The 24,744-nt window shown below is 65.2% G+C and carries 22 protein-coding genes; 11 read left to right on the top strand and 11 right to left on the bottom strand.

Going from position 1 to position 24,744, the window contains the following annotated elements; translation table 11 throughout:
• The first annotated feature begins 168 nt into the window (after nt 1-168).
• Nucleotides 169-3,039, top strand: coding sequence for an insulinase family protein (locus tag CSQ92_RS23670; protein ID WP_099395560.1), 2,871 nt, complete (start codon nt 169-171; stop codon nt 3,037-3,039).
• A gap of 124 nt (nt 3,040-3,163) precedes the next feature.
• Here the strand turns inward: CSQ92_RS23670 and CSQ92_RS23665 are convergent, their stop codons facing one another.
• Nucleotides 3,164-3,568 carry a VOC family protein gene (locus CSQ92_RS23665; protein ID WP_099395608.1) on the bottom strand — a complete coding sequence of 135 codons (405 nt, stop codon included), beginning with the start codon at nt 3,566-3,568 and terminating at the stop codon, nt 3,164-3,166.
• 55 nt (nt 3,569-3,623) lie between these two features.
• Nucleotides 3,624-4,520 carry a helix-turn-helix domain-containing protein gene (locus CSQ92_RS23660; protein ID WP_099395559.1) on the bottom strand — a complete coding sequence of 299 codons (897 nt, stop codon included), beginning with the start codon at nt 4,518-4,520 and terminating at the stop codon, nt 3,624-3,626.
• 139 nt (nt 4,521-4,659) lie between these two features.
• Here CSQ92_RS23660 and CSQ92_RS23655 point away from each other — a divergent pair, with 139 nt between their 5' ends.
• Together CSQ92_RS23655 and CSQ92_RS23650 are read left to right on the top strand one after the other, a co-directional pair.
• On the top strand, nt 4,660-5,691 hold the full coding sequence (locus tag CSQ92_RS23655) for a methyltransferase domain-containing protein (protein WP_099395558.1): 1,032 nt from the start codon (nt 4,660-4,662) through the stop codon (nt 5,689-5,691).
• Between the two features lie 117 nt (nt 5,692-5,808).
• Nucleotides 5,809-6,561, top strand: coding sequence for an SDR family oxidoreductase (locus CSQ92_RS23650; protein WP_070257866.1), 753 nt, complete (start codon nt 5,809-5,811; stop codon nt 6,559-6,561).
• Here the strand turns inward: CSQ92_RS23650 and CSQ92_RS23645 are convergent.
• Nucleotides 6,558-7,457 carry a LysR substrate-binding domain-containing protein gene (locus tag CSQ92_RS23645; RefSeq protein ID WP_099395557.1) on the bottom strand — a complete coding sequence of 300 codons (900 nt, stop codon included), beginning with the start codon at nt 7,455-7,457 and terminating at the stop codon, nt 6,558-6,560. The two genes, CSQ92_RS23650 and CSQ92_RS23645, sit on opposite strands and share 4 nt — an antisense overlap.
• A 112-nt stretch (nt 7,458-7,569) precedes the next feature.
• On the opposite strand from CSQ92_RS23645, the gene CSQ92_RS23640 reads away from it, so the two are divergent.
• A complete protein-coding gene (locus CSQ92_RS23640) occupies nt 7,570-8,841 on the top strand; it encodes an MFS transporter (RefSeq protein ID WP_099395556.1) in 1,272 nt (423 codons plus the stop codon).
• Here CSQ92_RS23640 and CSQ92_RS23635 read toward each other — a convergent pair.
• On the bottom strand, nt 8,838-9,497 hold the full coding sequence (locus tag CSQ92_RS23635) for a helix-turn-helix transcriptional regulator (protein WP_099395607.1): 660 nt from the start codon (nt 9,495-9,497) through the stop codon (nt 8,838-8,840). The two genes, CSQ92_RS23640 and CSQ92_RS23635, sit on opposite strands and share 4 nt — an antisense overlap.
• Before the next feature lie 123 nt (nt 9,498-9,620).
• On the opposite strand from CSQ92_RS23635, the gene CSQ92_RS23630 reads away from it, so the two are divergent.
• Genes CSQ92_RS23630 through CSQ92_RS23610 form a run of 5 tightly spaced genes read left to right on the top strand, consistent with a single transcriptional unit; the run spans nt 9,621 to nt 16,349 of the window.
• Nucleotides 9,621-10,103: a DUF2165 family protein gene (locus CSQ92_RS23630; RefSeq protein ID WP_099395555.1), complete on the top strand. Its 483-nt coding sequence runs from the start codon at nt 9,621-9,623 to the stop codon at nt 10,101-10,103.
• A gap of 51 nt (nt 10,104-10,154) precedes the next feature.
• Nucleotides 10,155-11,255, top strand: a complete 1,101-nt coding sequence (locus CSQ92_RS23625; protein WP_099395554.1) for an efflux RND transporter periplasmic adaptor subunit — start codon at nt 10,155-10,157, stop codon at nt 11,253-11,255.
• A gap of 15 nt (nt 11,256-11,270) precedes the next feature.
• Nucleotides 11,271-14,363 (top strand): MexW/MexI family multidrug efflux RND transporter permease subunit, encoded by a 3,093-nt coding sequence (locus CSQ92_RS23620; RefSeq protein ID WP_070257858.1) that lies wholly within the window; start codon nt 11,271-11,273, stop codon nt 14,361-14,363.
• Nucleotides 14,360-15,748 carry an efflux transporter outer membrane subunit gene (locus tag CSQ92_RS23615; RefSeq protein WP_099395553.1) on the top strand — a complete coding sequence of 463 codons (1,389 nt, stop codon included), beginning with the start codon at nt 14,360-14,362 and terminating at the stop codon, nt 15,746-15,748. The genes CSQ92_RS23620 and CSQ92_RS23615 overlap by 4 nt, the downstream gene beginning before the upstream one ends.
• 25 nt (nt 15,749-15,773) lie before the next feature.
• Nucleotides 15,774-16,349: a DUF1349 domain-containing protein gene (locus CSQ92_RS23610; protein ID WP_099395552.1), complete on the top strand. Its 576-nt coding sequence runs from the start codon at nt 15,774-15,776 to the stop codon at nt 16,347-16,349.
• Nucleotides 16,350-16,370: 21 nt separating this feature from the next.
• Here CSQ92_RS23610 and CSQ92_RS23605 read toward each other — a convergent pair whose 3' ends face one another.
• From CSQ92_RS23605 to CSQ92_RS23595, 3 genes are all read right to left on the bottom strand, one after another.
• Entirely contained in the window at nt 16,371-16,787 is a 417-nt protein-coding gene (locus CSQ92_RS23605; RefSeq protein ID WP_099395551.1) for a hypothetical protein, read from the bottom strand.
• A gap of 79 nt (nt 16,788-16,866) precedes the next feature.
• Nucleotides 16,867-17,274, bottom strand: coding sequence for a DUF4440 domain-containing protein (locus tag CSQ92_RS23600; RefSeq protein ID WP_099395550.1), 408 nt, complete (start codon nt 17,272-17,274; stop codon nt 16,867-16,869).
• Nucleotides 17,271-18,692: an MFS transporter gene (locus tag CSQ92_RS23595; protein ID WP_099395549.1), complete on the bottom strand. Its 1,422-nt coding sequence runs from the start codon at nt 18,690-18,692 to the stop codon at nt 17,271-17,273. The genes CSQ92_RS23600 and CSQ92_RS23595 overlap by 4 nt, the downstream gene beginning before the upstream one ends.
• A gap of 127 nt (nt 18,693-18,819) precedes the next feature.
• Between CSQ92_RS23595 and CSQ92_RS23590 the strand changes: the two genes are divergently transcribed.
• Nucleotides 18,820-19,722, top strand: coding sequence for a LysR family transcriptional regulator (locus CSQ92_RS23590; RefSeq protein ID WP_099395548.1), 903 nt, complete (start codon nt 18,820-18,822; stop codon nt 19,720-19,722).
• A gap of 115 nt (nt 19,723-19,837) precedes the next feature.
• Nucleotides 19,838-20,653 (top strand): hypothetical protein, encoded by an 816-nt coding sequence (locus CSQ92_RS23585; protein ID WP_070257921.1) that lies wholly within the window; start codon nt 19,838-19,840, stop codon nt 20,651-20,653.
• Nucleotides 20,654-20,678: 25 nt separating this feature from the next.
• On the opposite strand, the gene CSQ92_RS23580 is transcribed toward CSQ92_RS23585, so the two are convergent.
• The 4 genes from CSQ92_RS23580 to CSQ92_RS23565 all read right to left on the bottom strand — a co-directional run bounded on the left by CSQ92_RS23580 (nt 20,679) and on the right by CSQ92_RS23565 (nt 24,696).
• Nucleotides 20,679-21,734, bottom strand: coding sequence for a bifunctional nicotinamide-nucleotide adenylyltransferase/Nudix hydroxylase (locus tag CSQ92_RS23580; RefSeq protein WP_099395547.1), 1,056 nt, complete (start codon nt 21,732-21,734; stop codon nt 20,679-20,681).
• Nucleotides 21,731-23,446, bottom strand: coding sequence for an NAD+ synthase (locus CSQ92_RS23575; protein ID WP_099395546.1), 1,716 nt, complete (start codon nt 23,444-23,446; stop codon nt 21,731-21,733). The genes CSQ92_RS23580 and CSQ92_RS23575 overlap by 4 nt, the downstream gene beginning before the upstream one ends.
• A 93-nt stretch (nt 23,447-23,539) precedes the next feature.
• Nucleotides 23,540-24,052 (bottom strand): ClbS/DfsB family four-helix bundle protein, encoded by a 513-nt coding sequence (locus tag CSQ92_RS23570; protein ID WP_099395545.1) that lies wholly within the window; start codon nt 24,050-24,052, stop codon nt 23,540-23,542.
• Nucleotides 24,052-24,696, bottom strand: coding sequence for an ArsR/SmtB family transcription factor (locus CSQ92_RS23565; protein ID WP_099395544.1), 645 nt, complete (start codon nt 24,694-24,696; stop codon nt 24,052-24,054). The genes CSQ92_RS23570 and CSQ92_RS23565 overlap by 1 nt, the downstream gene beginning before the upstream one ends.
• Between the last annotated feature and the right edge of the window lie 48 nt (nt 24,697-24,744).

Raw genomic sequence — 24,744 nt, 5'->3', positions numbered from 1 at the left:
CCGCCAGCAAGGCCCCGGCGGCGGCGCACGAATACTCCTAGTACAATAGGGAAAAGCTTCATACAGGCATCAAACTGGGGCCCGCCCTGGCATTGCGCCAGTTTGCCCCCATATGTGATGCAGCCCCACCGACACTCCGAATCACCTACCGCAGAGATCCCATACCGCATGAGCACATTTGAAAAAGTCAGCAGCAACTTCATTCCAGTCTTGCAGGCAACCATCGAACAATATGTCGAGCCAGCAACGGGCATGCGCCATATCCACATGCATACCGAGCAGGCTGAGATGGTGTTCCTGGTGGCCTTTCCCACTGTGCCGGAAGTGAGCGACGGGCGCGCCCACATCCTCGAGCACCTGGCCTTGTGCGGCTCGTCCCGCTACCCGGTGCGCGACCCCTTCTTCTCGATGCTGCGCCGCTCGACGGCCACGTTCATGAATGCGATGACCTACCCGGACCGCACCGTGTACCCGTTCGCCAGCACCGACCGCAAGGATTTCTTCAACTTGCTCGACGTCTACCTGGATGCGGCCTTCTTCCCGAACCTCGATTACCTGAATTTCCGCCAGGAAGGCTGGCGCCATGCGTTCGAAGGCGACAAGCTCATGTACCAGGGCATCGTCTTCAATGAAATGAAGGGCGCTTTCAACAGCCCCATGCGCGCGCTCGACAGCGGCATCGCCAGCGCCTTGCTCAAGGGCACGACGTATGAAGTGGAGTCGGGCGGCGATCCGCTGGTGATCCCGGAACTGACGCATGACATGCTGAAAGAATTCCACGCCAGCCACTACCATCCGTCGCAAGCCGTGATCATGACCGCCGGCAATATCGAAGCGTCGGCCGTGCAGGAACAAGTCGCCGAGCGCGTGCTGTCCAAGCTCAGCGGTTTCTCCGAACGCCGCCTGCCGCAGTTGGCGCCCGCGTGGACCGCGCCGCAGGAAAACATCGTCAAGATTCCGTCGCAGGAAGCGCGCGACGATGAGTTCGGCCTGCAATTCGCCTGGCTGATGGGCGAGTCGAGCGACCCCATCGCGTACTACCACGCGCATCTGCTGTCGCACGGCTTGCTGGGCGAATCGTCGGCGCCCGTCATGCGCGCCATGGAATCGGCCGGCTATGGCCGCCCATCGGATATGAATGGCCGCGACGCGGGCATCCGCCAGATGGTGTTCCACATCGGCATGGAAGGCTTGACGCAGGAACAGATCGCCGATGCGCACCAGCGCATCTGGACGGCCCTGGAAGAGACGGCGGAAGACGGTATTCCCGCCGCCGTGCTGCACGCGGCCTTGCGCGACATCAAGTACAGCCAGCGCGAAATCAGCAGCGGCCGCATGCCTTACGGCCTGGGCCGCTTGCTGCACGCCTTGCCGCTGGCCATGTACGGCGGCGACGTGATGGACGCGTTCGACAACGCGGCCATCCTGGAAACGCTGGAACAGCAGATCGAAGACCCGGAATTCTTCAAGCAGCTGGTGCGCGAGCTGATCGCCAATCCGACCCGCTTGACGACCCACGTGGTGCCCGACAGCGCCTACTTCACGGACCGCGCAGCGCAGGAAGACGCCAAGCTGGCGGCCCTGCAAGCGACGCTGACGGATGCCGAACGCGAGCACATCGTGGCCGAGTCCGCCGCGCTGGAAGCGCATCAGCAACTGCCGTCGAATTCCGAAGTCTTGCCGCGCATCCGCCCCGGCGACGTCAGTGCGCTGCCGCGCCCGGCCCTGCCGATTCCCGCCGCCGTCGACGGCGCCGTGGCGTTCAGTATCGCCTCGAACGGCATCAGCTATGCCAACGTGCTGTACGACGTGTCGAACCTGCCGGAAGCGTCGTGGCCCTGGCTGCGCCTGTACACGGACCTGGCGCCGGAACTGGGCGTGGGCGACATGTCGTTCGACGACGCCAGCGCCTGGCGCCAGAGCATGGTCCCCTCGTTCCACATCGGCCTGGAAGCCATTCCCCGCCCGCAACAAGCGATGCGCGTGGAATTGTCGTTCTCGGCCAGCGGCTTGCGTGAAGAACACGCGGCGATCGCCGCCGTGCTGTCGGCCTGGATCGCCAAGCCCCGCTTCGATGAAGAAGAGCGCCTGGCCTTCCTGATCGAAAGCCTGGTGCAGGACAAACTCTCCAGCCTGGCCGAATCGGGCAACCGCTACGCCATGCTGGCCGCGGCGGCACCGCTGTCGCCCACGCGCCGCTTCGACGACATCGTCGGCGGCCCGGCAGCGCTGCCGTTCTACCGCCGCTTGCAGCAATTGAGCAAGACGTCGGCAGGCTTGCAGGAAATCGCCCGCGAACTCGACACCCTGCACGCGCACATCATCGCCCAGCAGCCGACCGTGCTGTGCGCAGGCCTGGAGCAAGATGGCATCACGCTGGCCCGCTTGCTGGAATTGCCGGCAGCCAGCGCCGATGCGACGACGCCAAGCGACACGGCAACGCCAACTGCCTTGCCGCTGGCCAACACGGCCCTGCATGCGACGAGCCAGATCAACCATTGCTTCGTTTCCTGGGCCGTGCCTGGCGTGCACAATCCGGATGCTTCGGCCCTGGCCGTGGCCGCCGAACTGATGACCAACCAGGTGCTGCATACGGCCCTGCGCGAAAAAGGCGGCGCGTATGGCGGCAGCGCCAGCTATGCGGCCGGCGCCGGCACGTTCACGTTGAGTTCCTACCGCGATCCGCGCCTGGCCGGCACGTACGCCGACTTCGGCACGACCCTGGATCAAATCCTCGACGGCGATTTCTCGCAGGAACAAGTGGAAGAAGCCATCATCTGCGTCATCAAGGGCCTCGACAAGCCGCACTCGCCATACGCGGAAGCGCTGACGGCGTGGAACATGCAGCAGCGCGGCACGACGGAAGCCGTGCGCCAGCAATTCCGCACCGGCGTGCTCAATTGCACCCTGGCGCAGATCAAGGCTGTCACGCGCACCTGGCTGAAGAACGGCCAGCCGAGCCGCGCCGCGTTTGCGGGCAACACGACGCAAGACCTGGCCGGCCTGGAAGTGGTCGATTTATTGGCGCTGGCTTCCTGAGCTGGCCGGAGACGTCGGATTACGCGCGGCGTTGCCGCGCTAATCCGACCTACCCGATCTGTCGCGTAGGTCGGCTTAGCGGCGGCACGCCGCGTAATCCGACACCACCAGACACCACCACCTATCAGCCAGGTACGGCGCCTGGTTCCATGTACATCAGCTCCCACTGATGTCCATCCATATCCTGGAAACTGTGGCCATACATGAAGCCGAAATCCATCGGCTCCTTGTAGATGCTGCCGCCCGCCTGGACGGCCTTCGCCACCAGTGCATCGACTTCGCCCCGGCTCTCGGCCGACAGGCACACGAGCACTTCCGTCGCCACCTTGGTATCGCACAGCTGCTTGGGCGTAAATTGCTGGAATTTGTCGTGCGTCAACAGCATCACGAAGATGTCGTCGGCAACGATCATGCACGTCGCCGTTTCATCCGTGAAATGGGCGTTGAAACTGAAGCCCAGCGCCGTGAAGAACGTTACGGAACGTTCCAGCGACTGGACGGGCAGATTGACAAAGATTTTGCGGGCCATCATGTCTCCTTGTGGGTCGTATGAGTGTGCTGCCCGCCGATTCTACACCGGCTTTTTACGTGCCAGCGCGTCCCACGGTCTTCGGCGCGTAGCCGAAATAGCGGCTGAACGCGGCGCTGAAATTGGACGGATGGCGATAGCCCGTTTGCCAGCCCGCTTGCGCCACCTGGCAACCATTTTCCAGCAGTAACTTTGCCCGCTGCATGCGCAGCGCCAGCAGGGTGCGCTGCGGACTGTCGTTGTAGCGGTAGCGCCATCCCTGCTTGAGCTTGAACAGGCTCAGCCCCACTTGCGCGCACAGGTAATCGAGCGTGAGGTCTTGCGCCATCTGCTCCTGCATCAGCGCGTAGGCACGCTCCAGCTTGATCATCTCGGCCTCGGGCCAGCGCGGCGCGGGAGCGGACGCGAGCGCCGGCCGCAGTGTCCGCAACTGTTCCGCCAGGACACTGAGCACGCCGATATGCACGGCCAGCGGGTCCGTCGCGCGCAACAGCGCCCGCGCCTGTAGGGCGGAGGCCGCCGTGGTGGCCGCATGCGCCAGCTGGCGCGCGCCACCGTGGGGTAACAATGACGCCAGTCCCTCCGGCCAGTAGCGCGCCAGCGCGTCTTCAGCGACCAGCACGCGCAATTGCGCCGCCCGTTGATTCGCCTCGAAACGGCGCTCGCCACTCGTGTGGCGAAACGCCGTCACCGTCGTATGGCCACCCCGGAAACGCAATTGTTCGCCATCGCGCGTCGTGTAGCAGGATGCGCCTTGCAGGCCGATGGTGATCACCATGCCGCCCGCATCGTCATGCTTCGATTGCTCGACGAGCGCCAGCCGCGGGCGGTAATCGGAATGCACGAGCAGCAAGCCCTGATCGACCTGGCGCTGGTCGGCGCGGCACTCGCCCATGCCGGGATCAAGCTGGCGCCGCGTCCAGCCTGCCGCTTCCCTGTCCTGTTCCATCATCGCTCCTCCTGTTTTCGCGCGCGCCGTCGCGCATATGAAATGCGCCGGGTCGCATACAAATGCAAATGATAATTATTCTCATTGTTGCATAAAATAGCGTTATGCACACCTCGTGCTCACTACGCCGAAAGGAAGCACCATGCCGTTCACCTCGCAACACGCCTTGCAACCCTACTGGGACCTGGCCGTCGCCCCCGTGCAGGCGGACGGGCTGGCCGCCGCCCTGGAACTGGGCATTTTCGAATTGCTGGCCACGCCGCACACGCCGGCGCAGCTGGCCGACACCCTGTCGCTGCACGCGCCGCACACGGCGCTGCTGCTGGAATTACTCTGGAGCATGCAGGTGCTGGAACGCGATGCGGCCGATGGCGAGGCACAGCGCTACCGCTGCACGGCCGCCACCTTGCAGTATTTCTGCCGCGACTCCGTGGCCTTTTGCGGCGACGCCTGGCTGTACCGGCTGCATGCGCTGCGCCATTTCGCCACGCAGCTGAGTACGCTGGTGCGCGAGGGCGGTAAGGCCGCACCGTACAGCACGGCGACTGGGGTCAACTGGGCCGCTGCCGCGCAGCAACAGATTGGCCAGGAACAACGCGCCGTCACCATGCGCGCGGCCCTGTCCGTGATGCAGCGCATCGCCCCGTTTGCGAACGGCCACACGCCGCTGCGCCTGCTTGACGTGGGTGGCGGCCCGGGCTGGGTTGCCATTGCACTGGCGCAAGCCCATGCGGGCTTGCACGGCTGCGTTTTCGACTGGCCGGAAACGGTGGCCGTGGCGGCCGCGAACATCGCCCATGCGCAACTATCGGACCGGCTGGAAACGCTGGGTGGCGACCTGGACAGTGACGACATCGGCAGTGGCTACGATCTGATCTGGTGCTCGTCCGTGCTGCATTTCGTGCCCGACATGGCGGCGGCCTTGCGCAAGATCCATGCAGCCTTGAAACCCGGAGGCGTGTTCGTCTGCGTGCAGGCGGAAATCGCCCCGGCAGCCGGCGACGCGGCGCGCGTGCTACCGTATTACTTGCCGATGCGCATGCTGGGCCGCACGGTGACGCGCCAGGGAGAATTGGCGCAGCTGTTGCGCGACACGGGCTGGCGGCAAGTGGAGCAATACAGCGCCAGCGATTTCCCCATGGCGCCCGTGCAGGTGCTGATTGCGCGCGCCTAACAATTATCATTTAATAATTATCTTTTTTATAGCAACAAAAGGCGCAAATGCGCTAAGCTGTGCCAGCATTGATCGATGTCATCCGCAGCACTCTGCTGCCTCCACAGGGAATCCATCATGAGTCTAAATATCGCAGGGAAAGTCGTCGTCATCACCGGCGCCAGCAGCGGCCTGGGCGAAGCCACGGCACGCCATCTGGCCACACTGGGCGCCTGCGTCGTGCTCGGTGCGCGGCGCATGGATCTGCTCACCATCCTCGCCGAAGAAATCACGGCCGCCGGCGGCCAGGCCGCCATTGCCGATACCGACGTCACGGTGCCTGCCGAGGTCAAGAATCTGATCGACACGGCCCTCGCCGTGTTCGGCAAGGTCGATGTGCTGATCAACAATGCGGGGTTGATGGCCATCGCGCCGATGAGCGCCTTGCAAGTCGACGAGTGGAACAACATGATCGATATCAACATCAAGGGCGTGTTGAATGGCATCGCTGCCGTCCTGCCGCATTTCCAGGCACAAAACAGCGGCCACTTCATCAATATCTCATCGGTGGCGGGACAAAAGGTTTTCAGCCCTGGCGGGACCGTCTACAGCGGCACCAAGTTTGCCGTCAGCGCCATCTCGGAGGGCTTGCGCCATGAGCTGGCGGCCAGCGGCGGCACCATCCGCACCACGACCATCTTGCCCGGCGCCATCGCCACGGAGCTGACGGGTGGCAGCAGCCATGCGGAAAGCGCGGCCGGCTTGAAGGAGTTTTACAAGCAAGCCATCCCCGCCGACGCCGTGGCACGCGCCGTCGCGTATGCGATCGGGCAGCCGGACGACGTGAGCATCAATGAAATCGTGCTGCGCCCGACGGTGCAGGAGTTTTAAGCCGCATCTTGTTGCAGCGACTCGATGATCAGGCTGGCCAGCCGCTCGACGGGCGGCCTCGGCACGCTGGAGGCGCGCAGCAGCTCCAGCGACAACGGGGGCAGGGCGGGCAAGCCCGCCGCCACGTGATCGAGCGCGCGCACGGTTGAGGGCAAGCCCAGGCCCGTGCGCACCGTCACGCCTAACCCGGCTGCTGCCGCCGCCCACAGACCGGCCAGGCTGGGGCTGGTAAACGCCGTGCGCCAGGCGATGCCGGCATGGTCCAGCGCCTGCGTAGCGCAGCGCTGGAACAGGCAGTCGCGATCGAACGCAATGAGCGGCAACGGTTCGCCCGACTCGGGCCGCCAGGCCAGGCTGGACGAGGCGATCCAGCGCATGGCCGGTTCGGCAATATGCTGGCGCTGCTGCGACGGGTACTCGGCCACGTCGGCGATGCACGCGCCGCCCCACAGCAGGGCCAGGTCCAGCTGGCCCATGGCCAGGCCTTGCATCAAGGCCGTGTTGCGCGCCACGTGCGCCTCGATGCGCACCTTCGGATGCGCGCGGGCAAAGCGCCCCAGCACGTCGGGCAGCAAGGCTTCGCCAAAATCCTCTTGCAGGCCCAGCCGGATCCAGCCTTCCAGTTCCGCGCCGCGCAAGGCGACGGCCGCCTCGTCGTTCAGTTCCAGCAAACGGCGCGCATAGCCGAGCAAGACTTCGCCGGCCGGCGTCAGCGCCAGTCCACGGCCATCCTTGCGGAACAGGGGTACGTCCGCCTGCTCCTCGAGTTTTTTCAGCTGCGCGCTGACGGCCGAGGTGGAACGGCCCACCTTGTCCGCCGCGCGGGCAAAGCTGCCCAGCTCGATGCCAGCCACATAGCTGCGCAAGAAGGCGATGTCGAAATTCAGCAAGCTCATGGCGCGACGGAGATTGTCCTGTTTTATGGGATGGTGACTGGTAAATTATCTGATATTCAAAACGATCGTACTGCGCAACACTGTCAGGGTCAACCACTTTCCCGTCCATGCCATGACCACCAGCTGCCCAGCCGTTCCTGTTCCTGTTCCTGTCCCCGCCACCGCGCCCGCGCTGGGCAATGCCCACCGCTGGAAGGTGCTGGCCGTCGGCGTGGCCGCCAATGCCAGCTTTTCCGCCGCCGCCAACGGCATGCCCACCACGGCCATCTGGCTGCGCAGCGGCTATCACCTGAGCAATACGGAACTGGGCGTGGCGCTGGGCGCCATGGGCTTGGGCGTGGCCCTGACAGAATTGCCATGGGGCATGGCCACCGACCGCTGGGGCGACCGCCCCGTGCTGCTGACGGGCTTGCTGGGAACCATGCTGGCCCTATTGACCTTGCTGCTATGGATCACGCCCGCTGACGGGTCTGTGCCGCCCTTATGGGCGCTGGCGGCCGGACTGGCGCTGGTCGGCGTGCTGGGCGGCAGCGTGAATGGCGCCAGCGGGCGCGCCGTGATGCGCTGGTTCGGCGCCGGCGAACGGGGTTTCGCCATGAGCATCCGCCAGACGGCCGTGCCCCTGGGCGGCGGCCTCGGCGCCCTCGTCCTGCCCAGCCTGGCATCGCGCTATGGCTTCATGCCCGTGTTTGGCGCCCTGGCCCTCGTATGCGCCCTGTCGGCGTTTTTTACGTGGCGCTGGATGCATGAGCCCGATTTCTCTGCCGAGGCTGCCACAGGGCCGCATAACGCGTCCACGGGCCTGATGGAGGTCAAGCCTGCGCCGCCCTTGCGGAATCGTAAAGTCTGGCGCATGGTGGCCGCCATCGGCTTGCTGTGCGTGCCGCAATTTGCCGTGCTCAGCTTCGCCACCGTCTTCCTGCACGACCATGGCCACTTGGGCCTGGCGGCCATCACGGCCGTGATGGTGGCCCTGCAGGCGGGCGCCATGGTGATGCGCATCTGGAGCGGACGCCACACGGACCGCCACGCGAACCGGCCCGCCTATTTGCGCGGCTCGGCCCTGGTGGCGCTGGCCTCGTTCGTCTTGCTGGGATGCATCGCCTGGCTGGACGCGCCGGGCTGGCTGTTGATGGCCGCCGTGGTGGCTGCCGGCATCGCCGTGTCCGCCTGGCATGGCGTGGCCTACACGGAGCTGGCCACGGAAGCGGGCGGCGCCAACGCGGGCACGGCCCTGGGCATGGCAAACACGGCGGTCTACGTAGGGCTGTTCCTTACGCCGATCGCCATCCCGCACCTGCTGGCGGCCAGCAGCTGGCCCGTCGTGTGGTGGCTGGCGGGGCTGGTGGCGCTGTGCACCTGGCCCCTGTTTCCCAGGGCTTAGGGAAAGACAGAAATGCGGTAGACGCAGCGCATGGCATTGGCCAGCACATGCTGCTCGCGCACGATGCTGGCGCCTGGCCCCACCACTTCCTGGAACAGCTGCAATTCGGAGCGGCAAAAGCCCTGGCAGGTGCGCGCGGCGGCGCAGATGGGGCAGTGGTCTTCGATCAGCAGCCAGTCGTCGCCGTCCGCTTCCACGCGCGCCATATAGCCCTCTTCATCGCGCACGGCCGCCAGTTGCTGCAAGCGCGTGGGCAAATCCGGCGCCGAACACGCCAACGCATACGCGCTGCGGCTTTCCTCCTCGCGCTGGGTGATGAGTTTATCCAGCCCCGCTTCGCCGAACAGCTGGCGCACCGAGCCGATCAGCTTGATCGTCAACTGCGCATGCGTGTCGGGAAAGCGCGCATTGCCCGCCTCCGTCAAGACCCAGTTCTGGCGCGGCCGCCCGACGCCCGCCTGCGCTTCCTGGCGCCCCTCGATGAGGCCCGCCGCCACCAGCTTTTGCACTTGCTGGCGCGCCGCCTCGCCCGTCATGTCCAGCGTCTTAGCCAGGGTCGCCGTGGAGACGGGTCCCTTGGTCTTGATGAAATACAGGATGCGCTCCGTCGTTTGCGGCGCTTCGCTATTATCCAAACGTTTACTTGTGTAATTCATTTCGCTCAACTATCATGGGGCCAGTTAACCAACTAATTGCTTGCATAATAGGCCGGTAGCTCCCCGCTGTCGAGGAGTTTCCACGTCCGCGTGCCAGCAAGACACTCTTTGGACTGGAATCCCATGCAGCTGCAGCACTCCATCTGGCTGTTTCACGCCATCTTCGCCACCGGCCTGGCCATCTGGCTCACCCTGGCCGCCGTCAACAACCTGCACGCCTTCCACGGCTCCGTCTGGGCCATCGGCAACACCATGCGCATGGACCCGCTGCGCCAGGACCCGACCATCCAGACACCGCTGCTGCGCCGCGCGCTCACATCCTTGAGCTTGCATCGGCTGTCGCTGGGCGTGGTGCTGGCGCTGCAACTGCTGGCCGCCATCGCCGCCTGGACGGGCGTGGCGCTGTTTGCCGGCGACGGCCTGGCCGCTGCCTTGCCCTGGCTAAATCTGGCCTTGTGCGCCATGGCCGCATTTTTGCTGCTGATGCACCTGGGCGGCCTGTGGTTCGGCTACTGGATCGCACAGGAAGGCTTGCAGACGACGCATCTGGTGCTGCTGCTGTGGACCATCGCCCTGTTTGTACTTTTCAACGCGCAGCGGACCTGATCAGCCTCCGCTGCGCCTCTTCTCCCTTTGACTGCAGTAAAGGACTTCATCATGAATACGAAAATCGTCGGCGCCTCCGCGCTGGCCATCGCCCTGGCCGTCGCCGGTGCCGCGCTGTATCCGCGTGCCGACTCGCATGCGGCCGATGCCGCCGCCTACCCTGCCACCAAGGTGGCGCTGGTCCCCGTCGTGCTTGGCACGCAGGAACGCTACTTCGCTGGCGTGGGCGAACTGGAAGCGGCGCGCCAGGTGCAGGTGGCGGCTGAGACGGGCGGGCGCATCACGCAGATCCGCTTCGAGTCGGGCCAGACCGTGCCCGCCGGCGCCATCCTGGTGCAGCTGAATGACGCACCGGAACAGGCGGCCCTGCTGCGCCAGCGCGCGCAGCTGAAAAACGCGGAAAGCAGCCATGCCCGCACGGTGCAGATGGTCAAGGAAAAGGCGGCCACGCAGGAGCAGCTCGACACGGCCCTGGCCGCGCGCGACGCAGCCCTGGGCGACGTGCGCCAGACGGAAGCGCTGATCGCGCAAAAGACCATCCGCGCGCCGTTCGCCGGGCAGCTGGGCATCCGCAAGGTGCACGCTGGCCAGTACCTGAACGCGGCCGACACGGTGGCCAGCCTGATCGACACGAAGTCGCTGATGGTGAACTTCGCCCTCGATGAACAGAGCAGCGCGAAGCTGGCGCCAGGCCAGGCCGTGCAAGTGCTGGTGGACGCCTATCCCGATGACATCTTCACGGCGAAGATCAACGCCATCGACCCGCTGATCGCCCGCTCGCGCATGGTGCAGGTACAGGCGGCATTGAGCAATCCCCGCGGCGCGCTGAAAGCGGGCATGTACGCGAATGTGCGCGTGGCGCGCGAGGCAGGCCAGCAACTGACGGTGCCGGAAACGGCGGTGACCTACAGCGCGTATGGCGACACCGTGTTCGTCGCGCAGCAGGAAGGAAAACAGCCGCTCACCGTCAAGCGCGTGGGCGTGAAACTGGGCGAACGGGCCGGGGGCCGCGTGGCCATTCTTGACGGCTTGCGCGAAGGCCAGCGGGTGGTCGCCTCGGGCCAGTTGAAGCTGGCCGACGGCATGGCAGTGCAAGCCGTGGCCAATACCCTGGACGAGGCCAAGCGCGCCGCGCCCAAGGCCGGCTCGTAAAGGAAGGCCACCACCATGAAATTTACCGATTTATTCGTACGCCGCCCCGTGCTGGCGCTGGTGATCAGCACATTGATCCTGATGCTGGGCGTGATCGCCATCCTGCAGCTGCCGATCCGCCAATATCCGATGCTCGAATCGTCCACCATCACGGTGAAAACCACGTATCCGGGCGCCTCGGCGGAACTGATGCAGGGTTTTGTCACGCAGCCCATCGCGCAAGCCGTATCGTCGGTGGAAGGCATCGATTACCTGACCTCGTCGTCGGTGCAGGGCAGCAGCACGGTCACCGTGCGCATGGAGCTGAACCGCGACTCCACGCAGGCGCTGACGGAAGTCATGGCCAAGGTCAACCAGGTGCGCTACAAGCTGCCCGAAGGCGCGTTTGACCCCGTCATCGAGCGCTCGGCCGGCGATTCCTCGGCCGTCGCCTATGTCGGCTTTGCCAGCGAGAGCGTGTCCGCGCCCGCGCTGACAGACTACCTGGCGCGCGTGGTGCAACCGATGTTCGCCACCATCGACGGCGTGGCCAAGGTCGACGTGTATGGCGGCCAGCAGCTGGCCATGCGATTGTGGATCGATCCGGCCAAGCTGGCCGCGCGCGGCTTGACGGCGGCCGACGTGGCCGACGCCGTGCGGCGCAATAACTACCAGGCGGCGCCCGGCAAGGTGAAAGGACAATTCGTCGTCTCGAACATCAGCGTCAACACGGATCTGACCAGCGTGGCGGAGTTCCGCGACATGGTCATCCGCAAGGGCGGCGATGACAGTGCTGCCCTAGTGCGCCTGAAGGATGTGGGCACGGTGGAACTGGGCGCGGCCGCCACGGAGACGAGCGGCATCATGGACGGCGTGCCGGCCGTGTACCTGGGCCTGTCGCCCACGCCAGGCGGCAACCCGCTGGTGATCGTCGACGGCATCAAGAAGCTGCTGCCGGAGATCCAGAAAACCCTGCCACCCGGAGTGAAGGTCGAGCTGGCATTCGAGACGGCGCGCTTCATCCAGTCGTCCATCGACGAGGTGGCGCATACGCTGCTCGAAGCGCTGCTCATCGTCGTCATCGTCATCTACCTGTGCATGGGTTCCCTGCGCTCCGTGCTGATTCCCGTCGTGACCATCCCGCTGTCGATGCTGGGCGCGGCGGCGCTGATGCTGGCCTTCGGTTTCAGCATCAATCTGCTCACCTTGCTGGCGATGGTGCTGGCCGTGGGCCTGGTGGTCGATGACGCCATCGTCGTGGTGGAAAACGTGCACCGGCATATCGAGGAAGGCAAGACGCCCGTGGCGGCCGCCCTGGTGGGCGCGCGCGAAGTGGCCGGCCCCGTCATCGCCATGACGATCACCCTGGCTGCCGTGTATGCGCCGATCGGCATGATGGGGGGACTGACCGGCGCGCTGTTCAAGGAATTTGCGCTGACCCTGGCCGGCGCCGTGGTGGTGTCGGGCGTGGTGGCGCTGACCTTGTCTCCCGTAATGAGCTCCCTGCTGCTGCAGCCGAAACAGACAGAAGGACGCATGGCGCGCGCCGCCGAGCATTTCTTCGAAGGCTTGACTTCGCGCTATGCGCGCCTGCTGGACCGCTCCCTGCACCACCGCTGGCTGAGCGCCGGTTTCGCCGCGCTGGTGATGGTCAGTCTGCCGTTTTTGTACCTGCTGCCGCAGCGCGAACTGGCGCCGGCGGAAGACCAGGCCAGCGTGCTGACGGCGATCAAGGCGCCGCAGCATGCCAACCTCGATTACGTGGAACGCTTTTCCTACAAGCTCGATGATATCTACAAGAATATCCCCGAAACGGACTCGCGCTGGATCATCAACGGCGGCGAGGGGCCTGCGTCTAGCATCGGCGGCATCAACCTGACGCCGTGGGCCGAGCGTTCGCGCAATGCGGCCGTCATCCAGGCGGAATTGCAGCATGCCGTGGGCGACGTGGAAGGCACCAGCATCTTCGCCTTCCAGCTGGCGCCCTTGCCGGGATCGAGCGGCGGCTTGCCCGTGCAGATGGTCTTGCGCAGCGCGCAGGATTACGCCACCCTGTTCCGCACCATGGAAGACGTCAAGCAGCGCGCACGCGACAGCGGCCTGTTTGCCGTCGTCGACAGCGACCTCGATTACAACAACCCCGTCGTGAAAGTACGCGTGGACCGCTCCAAGGCGAACAGCCTGGGCATCCGCATGCAGGACATCGGCGAATCGCTGGCCGTGCTGGTGGGCGAGAATTATTTGAACCGCTTCGGCATGGATGGCCGCGCCTACGACGTCATCGCACAAAGCCCGCGCGAACAGAGATTGACGGCGCAAGCCCTGACGCAGCAGTACGTACGCGCCGACGACGGCAGCCTGCTGCCCCTGTCCGCCGTGGTGTCCGTGACGGAACAGATCGAGCCGAACATGCTGACCCAGTTCAACCAGCAAAATGCGGCCACCTTCCAGGGCGTGCCGGCGCCGGGCGTGACCCTGGGCGACGCCGTCGCCTTCCTCGATGGTGTCGCCAAGACCCTGCCGCCGGGCTTCAGCTACGATTGGCAGTCCGATGCGCGCCAGTTCGCCACGGAAGGCAATGCCTTGCTGCTGGCCTTCCTCGCGGCCGTCGTCGTCATCTACCTGGTGCTGGCGGCCCAATACGAAAGCCTGACGGACCCGCTGATCATCCTGATCACGGTGCCGCTGTCGATCTGCGGCGCCCTGATTCCGCTGGCCCTCGGCTACGCCACCGTCAACATCTACACGCAGATCGGCCTCGTGACCCTGATCGGCTTGATCAGCAAGCACGGCATCCTGATGGTGGAGTTTGCCAACGAATTGCAGGTACATGAACAGCTCGACCGCATCACGGCCATCCGCAAGGCGGCGCAGATCCGCTTGCGCCCGATTCTGATGACGACGGCCGCCATGGTGGTGGGCCTGGTGCCGTTGCTGTTCGCTTCCGGCGCCGGCGCCAACAGCCGCTTCGGGCTGGGCGTGGTGATCGTCTCGGGCATGTTGATCGGCACCTTCTTCACCCTGTTCGTGCTGCCCACCGTGTACACCTTTCTGGCCCGCCGCCACACGGCCGACCATGCCACGCCGCGCGCGCGCGACCTGTCCCAGGCGCTGAAGGAATCCCCATGAAAAATTACCGCTATCTCGTCTCCCTTTTCCCCCTGCTGGCCGGCTGCGCCGTCAGCCCCGCCTATGTCACGCCGAGCACGCCCGCCATCACCCTGGCCAGCCCGCAGCAGGCGCAATTCGCACCCGGTGCAAGCGCCGCCAGCGAAGCCGCCTGGTGGACGTTTTTCGACGATGCGCGCCTGTCGCAGCTGATCGCCAGCGCGCTTGAACACAACCTCGATATCGTCCAGGCGCAAGCGAACCTGCTGGCCGCGCGCGCCGTCTTCGACGAGCGCCGGCTCGATGAGCTGCCTGCCGTCACCAGCCAGGCGGGATGGCAACGCCAGGTGCAACAGGACACACCCGATAGCCGCGCCGCCAGCGCCAGCACGCGCGTAGGGTTCGACGCGCAATGGGAGATCGACCTGTTCGGCCGCCTGGCCCATATCAGCCGCTCGGCGCAGGCGCGCGCCGACGCGGCGCAGGCGGACTTGCGGCAAGTGCAGCTGACGATTGCCGCCGAGGTGGCGCGCAATTACTACGAGGCGCTGGGCTACCAGCAAAACCTGGCGCTGACGCAGGCGCAGGTGCACAGCTGGCGCGACACCGTCGCCCTGATCGATGCGCGCATCCGTGCCGGCAGCGGCTTGCCGGAAGAGCGCCACAACGCGCTGGCCAACCTGGCCCGCAGCGAGGCGATGCGGCCGCCCTTGCAGGCGGGCTTGCGCCAGGCGCAGTACCGGCTCGATGTGCTGAGCGGCCAGGCGCCGGGCGCCATTTCGCTGGCGACCATGCCGCGCCAGGAAGCGCCGCTGGCGGGCCAGCTGCCGCTCGGCGACGTGAACCGCCTGATCAAGCAGCGGCCCGACGTGGTGCGCGCCGAACGCCTGCTGGCCGCCTCCAGCGAAGACGTGGGTGCCGCCACGGCCGACCTGTATCCGCGCCTGAGCCTGGGCGGCTTTTTGGGCTTCTTTGCGCTGCGCGGCAGCGGCGTGTTCGACGGCGGCGCGCGCGCCTTCGAGGTGGCGCCCTCCATCAGCTATCCGGCCTTCCGCCTGGGCAGCGTCAAGGCGCGCTTGCGCGGCACGCAGGCCGAAGCGCAGGGCGCGCTGGCGCGCTATGAACAAACGATGTTATTGGCGCAGGAAGACGTGGAAAATGCCGTCACGCAGCTGGCGCAAAACCAGACGCGATTGGCTTCCCTGCTGGAATCGGCGCGCCACGGCAACGCGGCCCTCGGCATCGCCAGCACGCGCTATCAGGGTGGTTCCGGCAGCTACCAGGCCGTGCTGGAAAACCAGCGCGCCTTGTACGATATCCGGCGCGAAGCGCTGCTGGCGGAAACGGCGTCCTATATCGATGCGATTGCCCTGTACAAGGCGCTGGGATGGGGGCAAACTATGTGATCTTTTTAGCTCGGAAAGGCACGCAATGTTCACGCAAGGCAGCTGGCTCAATCCACCGGAAAACTGGTCCGCCGACGGCGCGCAATTGCGCGTGACGACGGATGCCAACACGGATTTCTGGCGCAGGACCGCGTATGGGTTTATCCGCGACAGCGGCCACTTTTTCGGCACGCAAATCGATGGCGATTTCACGGCGCAGCTGCATGTGGCGGCGCAGTACGCAGCGCTGTACGACCAGGCGGGAATGATGGTGCGCATCGACGCGGAAAACTGGATCAAATGCGGCGTCGAGTTTTCCGACGGCCAGTTACTGTTGAGCACTGTGCTGACGGTGGACACATCGGATTGGGCCGTCAGCATCGCTCCCGCCATGCCGGACGGTTTCTGGCTGCGCGTGACGGTGGAAAAGGGCGTGATCCGGGTGCAGTATTCGACCGATGGCAAGCTGTGGCCGCTGCTGCGCCTGGCGCCATTTCCCGAGGCCAGCAGCTACCGGGTCGGGCCCATGTGCTGCACGCCGGAACGCGCCGGCCTCGAGGTCGCGTTTTCGCAATTTACGGTGGGCCCGGCCCAGCGCAAGGACTTGCACGACCTCACTTGAGTGCCGTGTGTGCATGGCGGATCAGACGGCGGAATCTGTCCACTGATTATCGATGCACCATTGCCGCACATCGGCGATCAGTTGGGCTGAAACGGGCTGGAGTCCCGGGAGTTTTTTCTCGTATTTCCGGATGCTGGCGGCAAAAAAAGTGAAGAAAGCGGTGCCGATCAATTTGCGTTGCCCAGGCGTGTCTTTTTTCACCGGCACGAAGTCTTCCTCGTCCATGGCGATATCGAGGCCGAACATTTTGTCGCTGGCGTAATAGCGGCAGAATGTTTTTCGCTGCAAGTCTTTTGGCACGCAGCGCAGGCAGACAAACAATTCCCAGTCGAGATCAGGATATTTTTCTTCCATCAAGGGACCAAGCTGCCGCAGTTCATGACCAATGTCAAAGACCTTGGTCCAGCTTGGCGAGTCCGATGTCGTGTCTATGCGCATCTTTGTTTTCTCCGAGTGCAAGAACCGCATGATACGCGCATCGTCCTTCAGGCAGCGCGCGTGCCACCGCGTGGCAAGATCAATCCGCCCGCGCCACCCACGTCTCGTGCAAATGGCGCCACAGCAGGCTACCAGCCGGCGTTTTCTCATACACGACGGTCGACAGCCGCTCGGTGTTTTCTGCGCCGGGCAGCGACTGGAATTCGCGGTAAGACACGGTGGCGCCGGCGGCGCTGTCCTGGATCAATGCCGGGTCGGAAATGCGCATGCTGAGGCCCGGACGGCTGCCGCCGGCGCCATGGAAAAACGCCGTCAAGCCGGCATGATCGAGCTGCTTGCCGCCGGGTGACACCATCGTGAACGCGGGCGAAAAACGCGCCAGCAAATCAGCGCAATGTTCCGGCTCCGTCGCCTCGCCGGAAAGCCACTCGCGGATCAGCACATGCGTGGATAACACGTCGTCAAAACAGGGATTCGTTGCATTCATTTTTTGCTTGCTCCATGGTGATGTAAAAGGTCGAGAACGGCGCGGTTATCGATGCGCATGCACAGTGTCAAAGGCAGCACGCACGAGGCGGCGGCCAGCGCAAAGCACCAGTGAAACACCTGTGCCGCGCGCGCATGCAGGGCAGGGTCGTCCAGGGTGGAGATACCCTGCGCCGCCAGCAAGCCGTTGAGCAGTACGCTGAGCAGCGCCACGCCCAGGCAAAAGCCCAGCTGGCGGTTGATATTCCACACGGCGCTGGCCTGGCTCAGTTGCGTATCCGGTGTGCGCAAGAACGCCGTGCTTTGCGCCGTGCTGCTGCACAAGCCGCCGCCAAAGCCCATCACGGCATACGCGCCGGCCAGCCAGAAAAGCTGATCGGCCGCATCCACCCGCAGCAGCATCAGCATGCCCGCCGCCTGCAGCAGCGCGCCAGCGATAAACAGGGGTTGCGGCCCCACGCGGCGGTAGCTTTTTCCGGTGAGCGAAATGGCCGCAAACGAGGCCAGCGCCCACGGCAGCATCAGTGCGCCCGCCGTCGACGCCGACATGCCCAGCACGCCCTGCAGATACAGCATGGCCAGCAGGCTCACGCCCATGAACACGCCCGGCACCAGCAGATACATCAGCATGGCAATGCGCAGCAGCGGTTCGGCGGCCAGACGCAGGTTGAGCAGCGGCGTCGACTTGCGCAGGGCGCCGCGCACGTAGACCCATGCGCAGACGGCGCCCAGCGCCAGCACGCCGGCGCCGGCCAGCAGCTCGCCCGGCGTGCCCAGCATGGTCAAGCCCAGCAACAGCAGCAGAATGGCCGCGCTGCCCGCCAGCAGGCCGCCCACGTCGAGACGGGGAAGGGCCGCGCGCGGCGGGTCGGGACGCAGCCAGCAAGCGGCCAGCAGCAGCGCCAGCGCGGCAAACGGCACGTTCAGGTAAAAAATCCAGCGCCACGACAGGCTGTCGACGATGACGCCACCCAGCGCGGGCGACAGGGCGGGCGCCAGCAAGCCCACCAGCATGATGACGGACGACAGGCCGGGACGCTCGGCAGGCCGATACAGCTGGTAGGTCATGCTTTGCCCCAGCGGGATCAGCAAGCCGCCACCCAGGCCCTGCACGCAGCGCCAGGCGATCAGCGCCTCGATCGAGGGTGCCAGGCCGGCGCCGATGCTGGCGCATAAAAAAGTTAGCAACGATGCCATGAACACGGTTTTGCTGCCATAATAGGCAGCCAGCCAGGCGCTGGCCGGGATGACGATGGTCAGGCCGAGGATGTAGGCCGTGCTGATCCAGGCCAGCTGCGCCACCGAGGCGTGCAGGGCATGGCCGATGTCGGGATAGGCGACGCTGGTGATGAACATGTTGATCAGGTCGACGAAAAACCCCAGCAGATAGATGGCCGCCACTTTTTTGCGATAGTCCATGGTGCTCCGAATGGCAAACGGCCAGCTTAAGCGCCTAGCGCCATTTGCGTAACGGGCCGGCCCCGATTACACTGTCAAACAAATTTTGACAAACCGCTGGAAGCCGCATGTTTACTCATTTTTATTTATGATCAGTCTTGACCGCCTGGGTATTTTCATCGCCATCGTCGATGCCGGTTCGCTGACGGCCGCCGCCGCCGTGCTGGGCCAGAGCAAGGCCGTCGTCAGTTTTAACTTGAAACAGCTGGAAGCGGAGCTGGGCGTGTCGCTGCTGACGCGCAGCACGCGCAGCCTGGCGCTAACCGACGTGGGGCGGCGCTTTTATGAGGATTGCCAGCGCGTGCTGAGCGAAGCCCAGGGCGCCATCGAAACGGCGCGCCAGGGCCACCAGGGCTTGCGCGGCACCCTGCGCCTGACCACCACCGTCGAATACGGCAGCCGCACGGTGATCCCCGCGCTGATCGCCTTTGCCGCCGCCCACCCGCAATTGCAGATCCAGCATTCCTCGTCGTCGTCCCATGAAGACCTGATCTCGGGCGGCTACGACCTGGCCATCCGCATGGGTTCACTCAACGACTCAAGCTACCGCGCCGCGCTGATCGAGCCGTATGCGATCTGGCCCGTCGCCTCGCCCGCCTACCTGGCCAGCCTGCCCGGCAGGGACATCGCCACCTTGCCCGACTTGCAGCGCGCGCGCTGGCTGGCGCACAGCCGCCTCAGCACGCCCCTGCGCTGGGACGTGCACACGCCCGATGGCCCCGCCGCCTTTGCCGTGCAGGACGACGCCGCCATCCATTCCGACTCCGCCTCGGCCCTGCTGGGCTTTGCCCTGGGCGGCTGCGGCGTGGCCCTGCTGCCGCAATGGCAGGTGGAAGGAGAAGTGCGCGCGGGACGCCTGCGCCGCCTGCTGCCCGAGGTCGCCTTCCCGGAGCAGGGCGTGTATGCCGTGTATCCGAACACGCAGCATATCGCGGAAAAGGTGCGCGCCTTTATCGACTTTTTGCGCACGTTTGTGGGCACGCCGGACTGAGATTTCACTTCGTCAATATTTGACGAAGACAACGGTTTCCAAGGGGCAAACGAGCGCCCCTTTCGGTTTTCACGGCCTACACTGGAAGGACGTTGTTCACCGATTGGAGACCATCATGGCACATACATTGGCAGCAGTTTTCGCCGTCCGCGACATGGCCGAGCGCGCCCGGCACGACCTGATCACGGCGGGCTTTCCCGGCGCCAGCATCCGCCTGCACGATGCGGGCAGTGACGACTTTTCCGCCACGGAAAACATCCGCCGCGACGACAGCGACAGCCTGCTCGACAATATCAAGCATTTCTTTACGGATCTGTTCGGCAGCCACGCCGACCGCCACATCTATGCGGAAGCCGTGCGGCGCGGACATGTCGTGCTGACACTGGAAGGCGCGAGCGACGCCGATATCCAGCGCGCCACCGACCTCGTCGAGCGCTACGCGCCGCTCGACATCGATGCGCACGCCGACCACTGGCGCGCCGGCGGCTGGCAAGGCGCGCCGCACGACGACAGCGCAATGCGCCAGGGCGCCAGCATGCAATCCAGCGCGCCATCGCAGCAGGGCAACCTGAACGAAGCGGCGGCATCGCAGCAATTTGCGGGCGGCATGGCGCCGCCGTCATCGGGCGCGGGCGCCAACGCGCGCCGCTACCCCAGCGCGGACAACCTGCCAGGCACCAGCTACGACGACGAGCAGTACTACCGCAGCCACTGGAGCGCCACCTATGTCGCCACCGGCGCGCGTTTCGAGGACTACGATCCCGCCTACCGCTATGGCCATTCGATGGCCAGCAGCGACAGCTACCGGGGTCGCCCGTGGGACGACGTGGAAGCGGACCTGCGTTCCACGTGGGAGCACACGTATCCGCAATCAGCGTGGGACAACTTCAAGGCAGCTGTCAAACATGGCTGGGAACGCATCACTTCCTGATGCGCGCTGAGGGGGATAGCCCCCCTCAGCGCCCCTCGTGCGTGAGCTTGAGGAAGTGGTTCAGGATGTGAAAATGGTCTTCGAAGAATTGCTCTTCCATGGCCGGCAGGGCGCTCACCGGCACCCATTGCGCCAGCGCCGCATCGTCGGCCGCCTTCACGGCCGGCAGCTGGCGCGTCTTCAAGTCAAAATAATGCGCATGCGTGATGGTGCGCCCGCGCTGGCTGCGGTCCGGATGGTCGAACACGGCCACCCCGACCAGCGCCTCGACGAGGGTGGGCGCCAGCACGCCCAGCTGGGTTTCTTCCGCCAGTTCGCGCAGGGCGCCCTGCAGCAGGCGTTCGCGCGGCTCCAGGAAACCACCGGGCAGCGCCCACAGGCCCTTGCCCGGATAGCCGCCGCGGCGCACGAGCAGCACGTGGCCCCCCGTCTGCACCAGCGCGTCGACGGTGGTGAAGATGGGCGGATACGGCGCCGCGCGCCAGCGAGTTTTATACGCTTCGATGGCGCGGTATTCGAGCACCAGTGGCGCGTACCACGGCAACAAGGTCCACGCTTTCACATACTGGCCGATGGCCGCCGGCAGCAGCTGCGCCACGGCGCTCAGCGAGACGTCCACGTCTTCCGCCTCGAACAGCACGTTGCGGATGGCCGTCGCGCCGATGGGCGCACCGGGATCGATCTCCAGATTCAATAACTGCCAGTGCGGGAAGTGGTGCAGGTAGTAGCTGGTGGCATCCTTGAAGCAGGCCACCAGGGTGATGCGCTGCGCCGTCAACACGGCGCCCGCCACGGCGCGCCGCACGGCATCGGCCCACAAGCCATCGTCGTAGTAATCGCGCACGGCCACGTAATGCACGCGCGCGCGCTGCGCCTCGGGCAGGGTGGCGGCGATCATGGCGGCCCGCTCCTGCCACGTAAACGGATTCTTCGGACTGCGCGCATGGAAGGCGGAACCGAGCACCACCACCACCTGGGCGGCCGTCGTCAGGGCCTTTTGCAGCAAGCCCGCATGGCCATGGTGAAAAGGCTGGAAGCGGCCGATCAGGATGGCCGCGTCGGCAGGATAGGATGAGCTCATGCGTCGTCTCCGGTGGGGTAGTGGGCGGCGATCGGCAATTGGCGCCCGCTGCCAAAGGCGCGCGAACGCACGCGGATGATGGGCGCCGCCTGGCGCCGTTTGTACTCGTTGCGGGCGACCATGCCGAGGATGCGCGTCACTAGTGCGCGGCCCTCGTCCGTCTCGCGCAGCTGGTCGACCAGGGTCAAGGCTTGCGCGCTTTCTTGCGCCGGCAGGCGGCGTCCCTCGATATGCCATTTGAGAATTTCATCGAGCACGGGATACGGCGGCAAACTGTCGGTGTCGCGCTGGCCCGGCGCCAGTTCCGCCGACGGGGGTTTCTCCAGCACGGCGACGGGGATCAGTTCGCGCCCGGCGCTGGCGTTGAGGTGGCGCGACAGGGCGAACACCTCCGTTTTATACAGGTCGCCGATCAATCCCAGTCCGCCGTTCGTGTCGCCATACAGGGTGCAGTAGCCCACCGAGATTTCGCTCTTGTTGCCGGTGGTGAGCAGCAGGGCGCCGAAGGCGTTCGAGTATTCCATCAATATCGTGCCGCGCACGCGCGCCTGCAGGTTTTCCAGCGGCAGCCCCTGCAGCTTGCCGTCGAAGGCTTGGGCATAGCCGGCTTCGTATTGCGCCACGATGTCGCGTATCGGGTGCGTGTGCAGGACGATACCGAGGTTGGCGCACAGGGCGACGGAATCGGTAACGGAGCCGGCGCTGGAAAACACGGACGGCATGGTGATGCCCACGACGTTGTCGGCGCCCAGCGCCTCGACGGCCAGGGCCAGGGTCAGGGCCGAATCGATGCCGCCCGAACAGCCAACGACGACTTTCGTAAAGCGGCAGCGGCGCGCATAGTCGCGCAAACCGAGCACGATCTGGCGCCGCGCAAACTCCACGGCGGGGATGCCGTCCGGATCCGGCACGGGAAACGCCGATCCATCGGGCCGCATAAATCGGCCACCGGCAAAGCGCAGCAAGGGAAAATCTTCGACGAAGCGGGCCGCCTCGAATTGCACGCCGGCGCTCGGCGACATGGCAAACGAGGCGCCGTCGAACACGAGCTGGTCCTGGCCGCCCACCTGGTTGACGAAGAGCAAGGGCAGCTTGACGCGCGCGCAGGCGGCGCCAAACACGGCGTGGCGCTGCGCGCGCTTGCCGATGTCGGACGGGCTGGCGTTGATGCTGACAACAAGGTCGGGCCCCGCCGCGTGCAAGGCGTCGAACGGGTTGACGGCGTAGGCGCGGCCATCGTCGTTCCAGCCATCCTCGCAAATCATGAAGCCGACCTTGCGGCCGGCGATATCGAGGGTGCAGGCGCCGGGCGGGCCCGGCTCGAAATGCCGCCCCTCGTCGAAGATGCCGTAGGTGGGCAGCAGCTGCTTATAGTATTCGGCGACGATGCGCCCGTCGCGCAGCGCCAGCAAGGCGTTGTACAGGGGCTTGCCAATACCGGGATTGGGCCGCGCCGTGCCGATGACGGTGACCAGCGCCGGCCAGCGCGTGGATGCCTGCAGCAGCGTATCGAGCGCCTGCTGCATGTCGCGCAGGAAGGCGGCATCCTCGAACAGGTCGCCCGGGTAATACGCACACAGCGACAGTTCCGGGCACACGAGCAGGTCGGCGCCATCGTCGCTGGCACGCTGCATGCGCGCGATGATGGCGCCGACATTGGCGTCGAAATCGCCCACGGTGGGATTCATCTGCGCGAGGGCGATGGTCAGCATGGTGATCCTTCATTGGTTACGCGTGAAACCACTATCCTGCCTGAAATTTTCCTGAGCGTACTGATGCAATCGTGCAAGCCTGCGGTCGGCTTGCTACAAGGTCTTCAACCAGGCCCGCAAGCGCGTGCGCGCATTCGCATACGGCGACGCCGTGTTGAACTGGATCATGCGCCCCATCGTGTAATGCGTGTACCAGGGCTGGCCATACAATTGCGCGTCGTCGTGCGCCTCGATCAGCGCCAGCAGCTGGTTCTTCGCCTGTTCCAGGCGCTGCAGCAAGTCTTCCATGCCCAGTTCAGCATAGTCCGCATAGAAGCGCTGCGCCAATTTTCCCAGAGCGTTCCACGTGAAACCTTCAGCCGGGAAGGCGATGTCCTCGATGCGTTTGCCGTCACGCAGCTGCGCATGCCAGTGCAAGACCAGCTCGTTCCAGCCCACCAGATAGGCGAGCAAGTCGCACACGCTCATGCGCGTGCCCGCCACTTGTCCTTCCAGCACGGGCTCCCGCGCCAGCGCGGGCGGTACACGTGCCAGCTCCTGCATCAATTTTGCATACGTGCTGTTGATGGCCTCGATGAGTTCCTGCTTGCTGTCGGGGATCGCCATCACGCCGCCCGGCTCACCGGCAAGCCAGCCGCCTGCCAGTCATCGTAACCGCTGCCGAGACGGCGCGCATGCAAGCCGTGCTGGCGCAGGGCCGCCACAGCCTGCACGGACAGCACGCAATACGGGCCGCGGCAATACGCGGCGATCTCTGCGTTCGCGGGCAATTCGCCAAGGCGGCGCTGCAAGTCATCAAAAGGAATATTGATCGCACCGGGCAAGTGGCCGGCAGCGAATTCCTGCGCGGGCCGCACGTCGAGGACGGTGATGCTGGCTTCGTGCATGCGTTCCAGCAACTCGTTGCCCGTGAGCGCTTCCACGTGGTCGCCCCGGCTCAGCGCCTGCAGTTCGCTGCGCTGATGCTGCGCGTACACATCCAGCGCGGCCAGCAGCTGCACGATGGGACCGCTGCCGAGCCGGTACAGCACGCGCTTGCCGTCGCGCCGCGCCTGCACGAAACCGGCGCGCCGCAACTGCTGCAAATGCTGGGACGTATTCGCCACGGACAAGCCCGTCAACTCCACCAGCTGCTCCACCGCATATTCGCCATGTGCGATCTGCTCGAGCAGGCGCAATCGCGGCGCACTGCCTAAAATATGGGCAAACCCGGCGGAACCGGTGAGAAATTCGATATCGGCATTTTTCATTGACACGATGCTAGCACCCTTATAACATTCAAGCAATTAATTGAATGT

Source organism: Janthinobacterium sp. BJB446, from assembly GCF_002735655.1.
GTDB classification, from domain to species: domain Bacteria; phylum Pseudomonadota; class Gammaproteobacteria; order Burkholderiales; family Burkholderiaceae_D; genus Janthinobacterium; species Janthinobacterium lividum.
Note: the sequence above shows the minus strand (reverse complement) of the source record. Positions and strands in the feature narration are given on the sequence as shown.

Bases quoted from the DNA above. Each gene is read 5' to 3' on its own strand.
- CSQ92_RS23615 (WP_099395553.1), top strand. From the start codon at position 14,360: ATGAAAAATTACCGCTATCTCGTCTCCCTTTTCCCCCTGCTGGCCGGC.
- CSQ92_RS23590 (WP_099395548.1), top strand. From the start codon at position 18,820: ATGATCAGTCTTGACCGCCTGGGTATTTTCATCGCCATCGTCGATGCC.
- CSQ92_RS23565 (WP_099395544.1), bottom strand. From the start codon at position 24,696: ATGAAAAATGCCGATATCGAATTTCTCACCGGTTCCGCCGGGTTTGCC.
- CSQ92_RS23600 (WP_099395550.1), bottom strand. From the start codon at position 17,274: ATGAATGCAACGAATCCCTGTTTTGACGACGTGTTATCCACGCATGTG.
- CSQ92_RS23635 (WP_099395607.1), bottom strand. From the start codon at position 9,497: ATGAATTACACAAGTAAACGTTTGGATAATAGCGAAGCGCCGCAAACG.
- CSQ92_RS23605 (WP_099395551.1), bottom strand. From the start codon at position 16,787: ATGCGCATAGACACGACATCGGACTCGCCAAGCTGGACCAAGGTCTTT.
- CSQ92_RS23640 (WP_099395556.1), top strand. From the start codon at position 7,570: ATGACCACCAGCTGCCCAGCCGTTCCTGTTCCTGTTCCTGTCCCCGCC.
- CSQ92_RS23585 (WP_070257921.1), top strand. From the start codon at position 19,838: ATGGCACATACATTGGCAGCAGTTTTCGCCGTCCGCGACATGGCCGAG.
- CSQ92_RS23595 (WP_099395549.1), bottom strand. From the start codon at position 18,692: ATGGACTATCGCAAAAAAGTGGCGGCCATCTATCTGCTGGGGTTTTTC.
- CSQ92_RS23575 (WP_099395546.1), bottom strand. From the start codon at position 23,446: ATGCTGACCATCGCCCTCGCGCAGATGAATCCCACCGTGGGCGATTTC.
- CSQ92_RS23580 (WP_099395547.1), bottom strand. From the start codon at position 21,734: ATGAGCTCATCCTATCCTGCCGACGCGGCCATCCTGATCGGCCGCTTC.
- CSQ92_RS23570 (WP_099395545.1), bottom strand. From the start codon at position 24,052: ATGGCGATCCCCGACAGCAAGCAGGAACTCATCGAGGCCATCAACAGC.
- CSQ92_RS23630 (WP_099395555.1), top strand. From the start codon at position 9,621: ATGCAGCTGCAGCACTCCATCTGGCTGTTTCACGCCATCTTCGCCACC.
- CSQ92_RS23625 (WP_099395554.1), top strand. From the start codon at position 10,155: ATGAATACGAAAATCGTCGGCGCCTCCGCGCTGGCCATCGCCCTGGCC.
- CSQ92_RS23620 (WP_070257858.1), top strand. From the start codon at position 11,271: ATGAAATTTACCGATTTATTCGTACGCCGCCCCGTGCTGGCGCTGGTG.
- CSQ92_RS23650 (WP_070257866.1), top strand. From the start codon at position 5,809: ATGAGTCTAAATATCGCAGGGAAAGTCGTCGTCATCACCGGCGCCAGC.
- CSQ92_RS23610 (WP_099395552.1), top strand. From the start codon at position 15,774: ATGTTCACGCAAGGCAGCTGGCTCAATCCACCGGAAAACTGGTCCGCC.
- CSQ92_RS23670 (WP_099395560.1), top strand. From the start codon at position 169: ATGAGCACATTTGAAAAAGTCAGCAGCAACTTCATTCCAGTCTTGCAG.
- CSQ92_RS23660 (WP_099395559.1), bottom strand. From the start codon at position 4,520: ATGATGGAACAGGACAGGGAAGCGGCAGGCTGGACGCGGCGCCAGCTT.
- CSQ92_RS23665 (WP_099395608.1), bottom strand. From the start codon at position 3,568: ATGGCCCGCAAAATCTTTGTCAATCTGCCCGTCCAGTCGCTGGAACGT.
- CSQ92_RS23655 (WP_099395558.1), top strand. From the start codon at position 4,660: ATGCCGTTCACCTCGCAACACGCCTTGCAACCCTACTGGGACCTGGCC.
- CSQ92_RS23645 (WP_099395557.1), bottom strand. From the start codon at position 7,457: ATGAGCTTGCTGAATTTCGACATCGCCTTCTTGCGCAGCTATGTGGCT.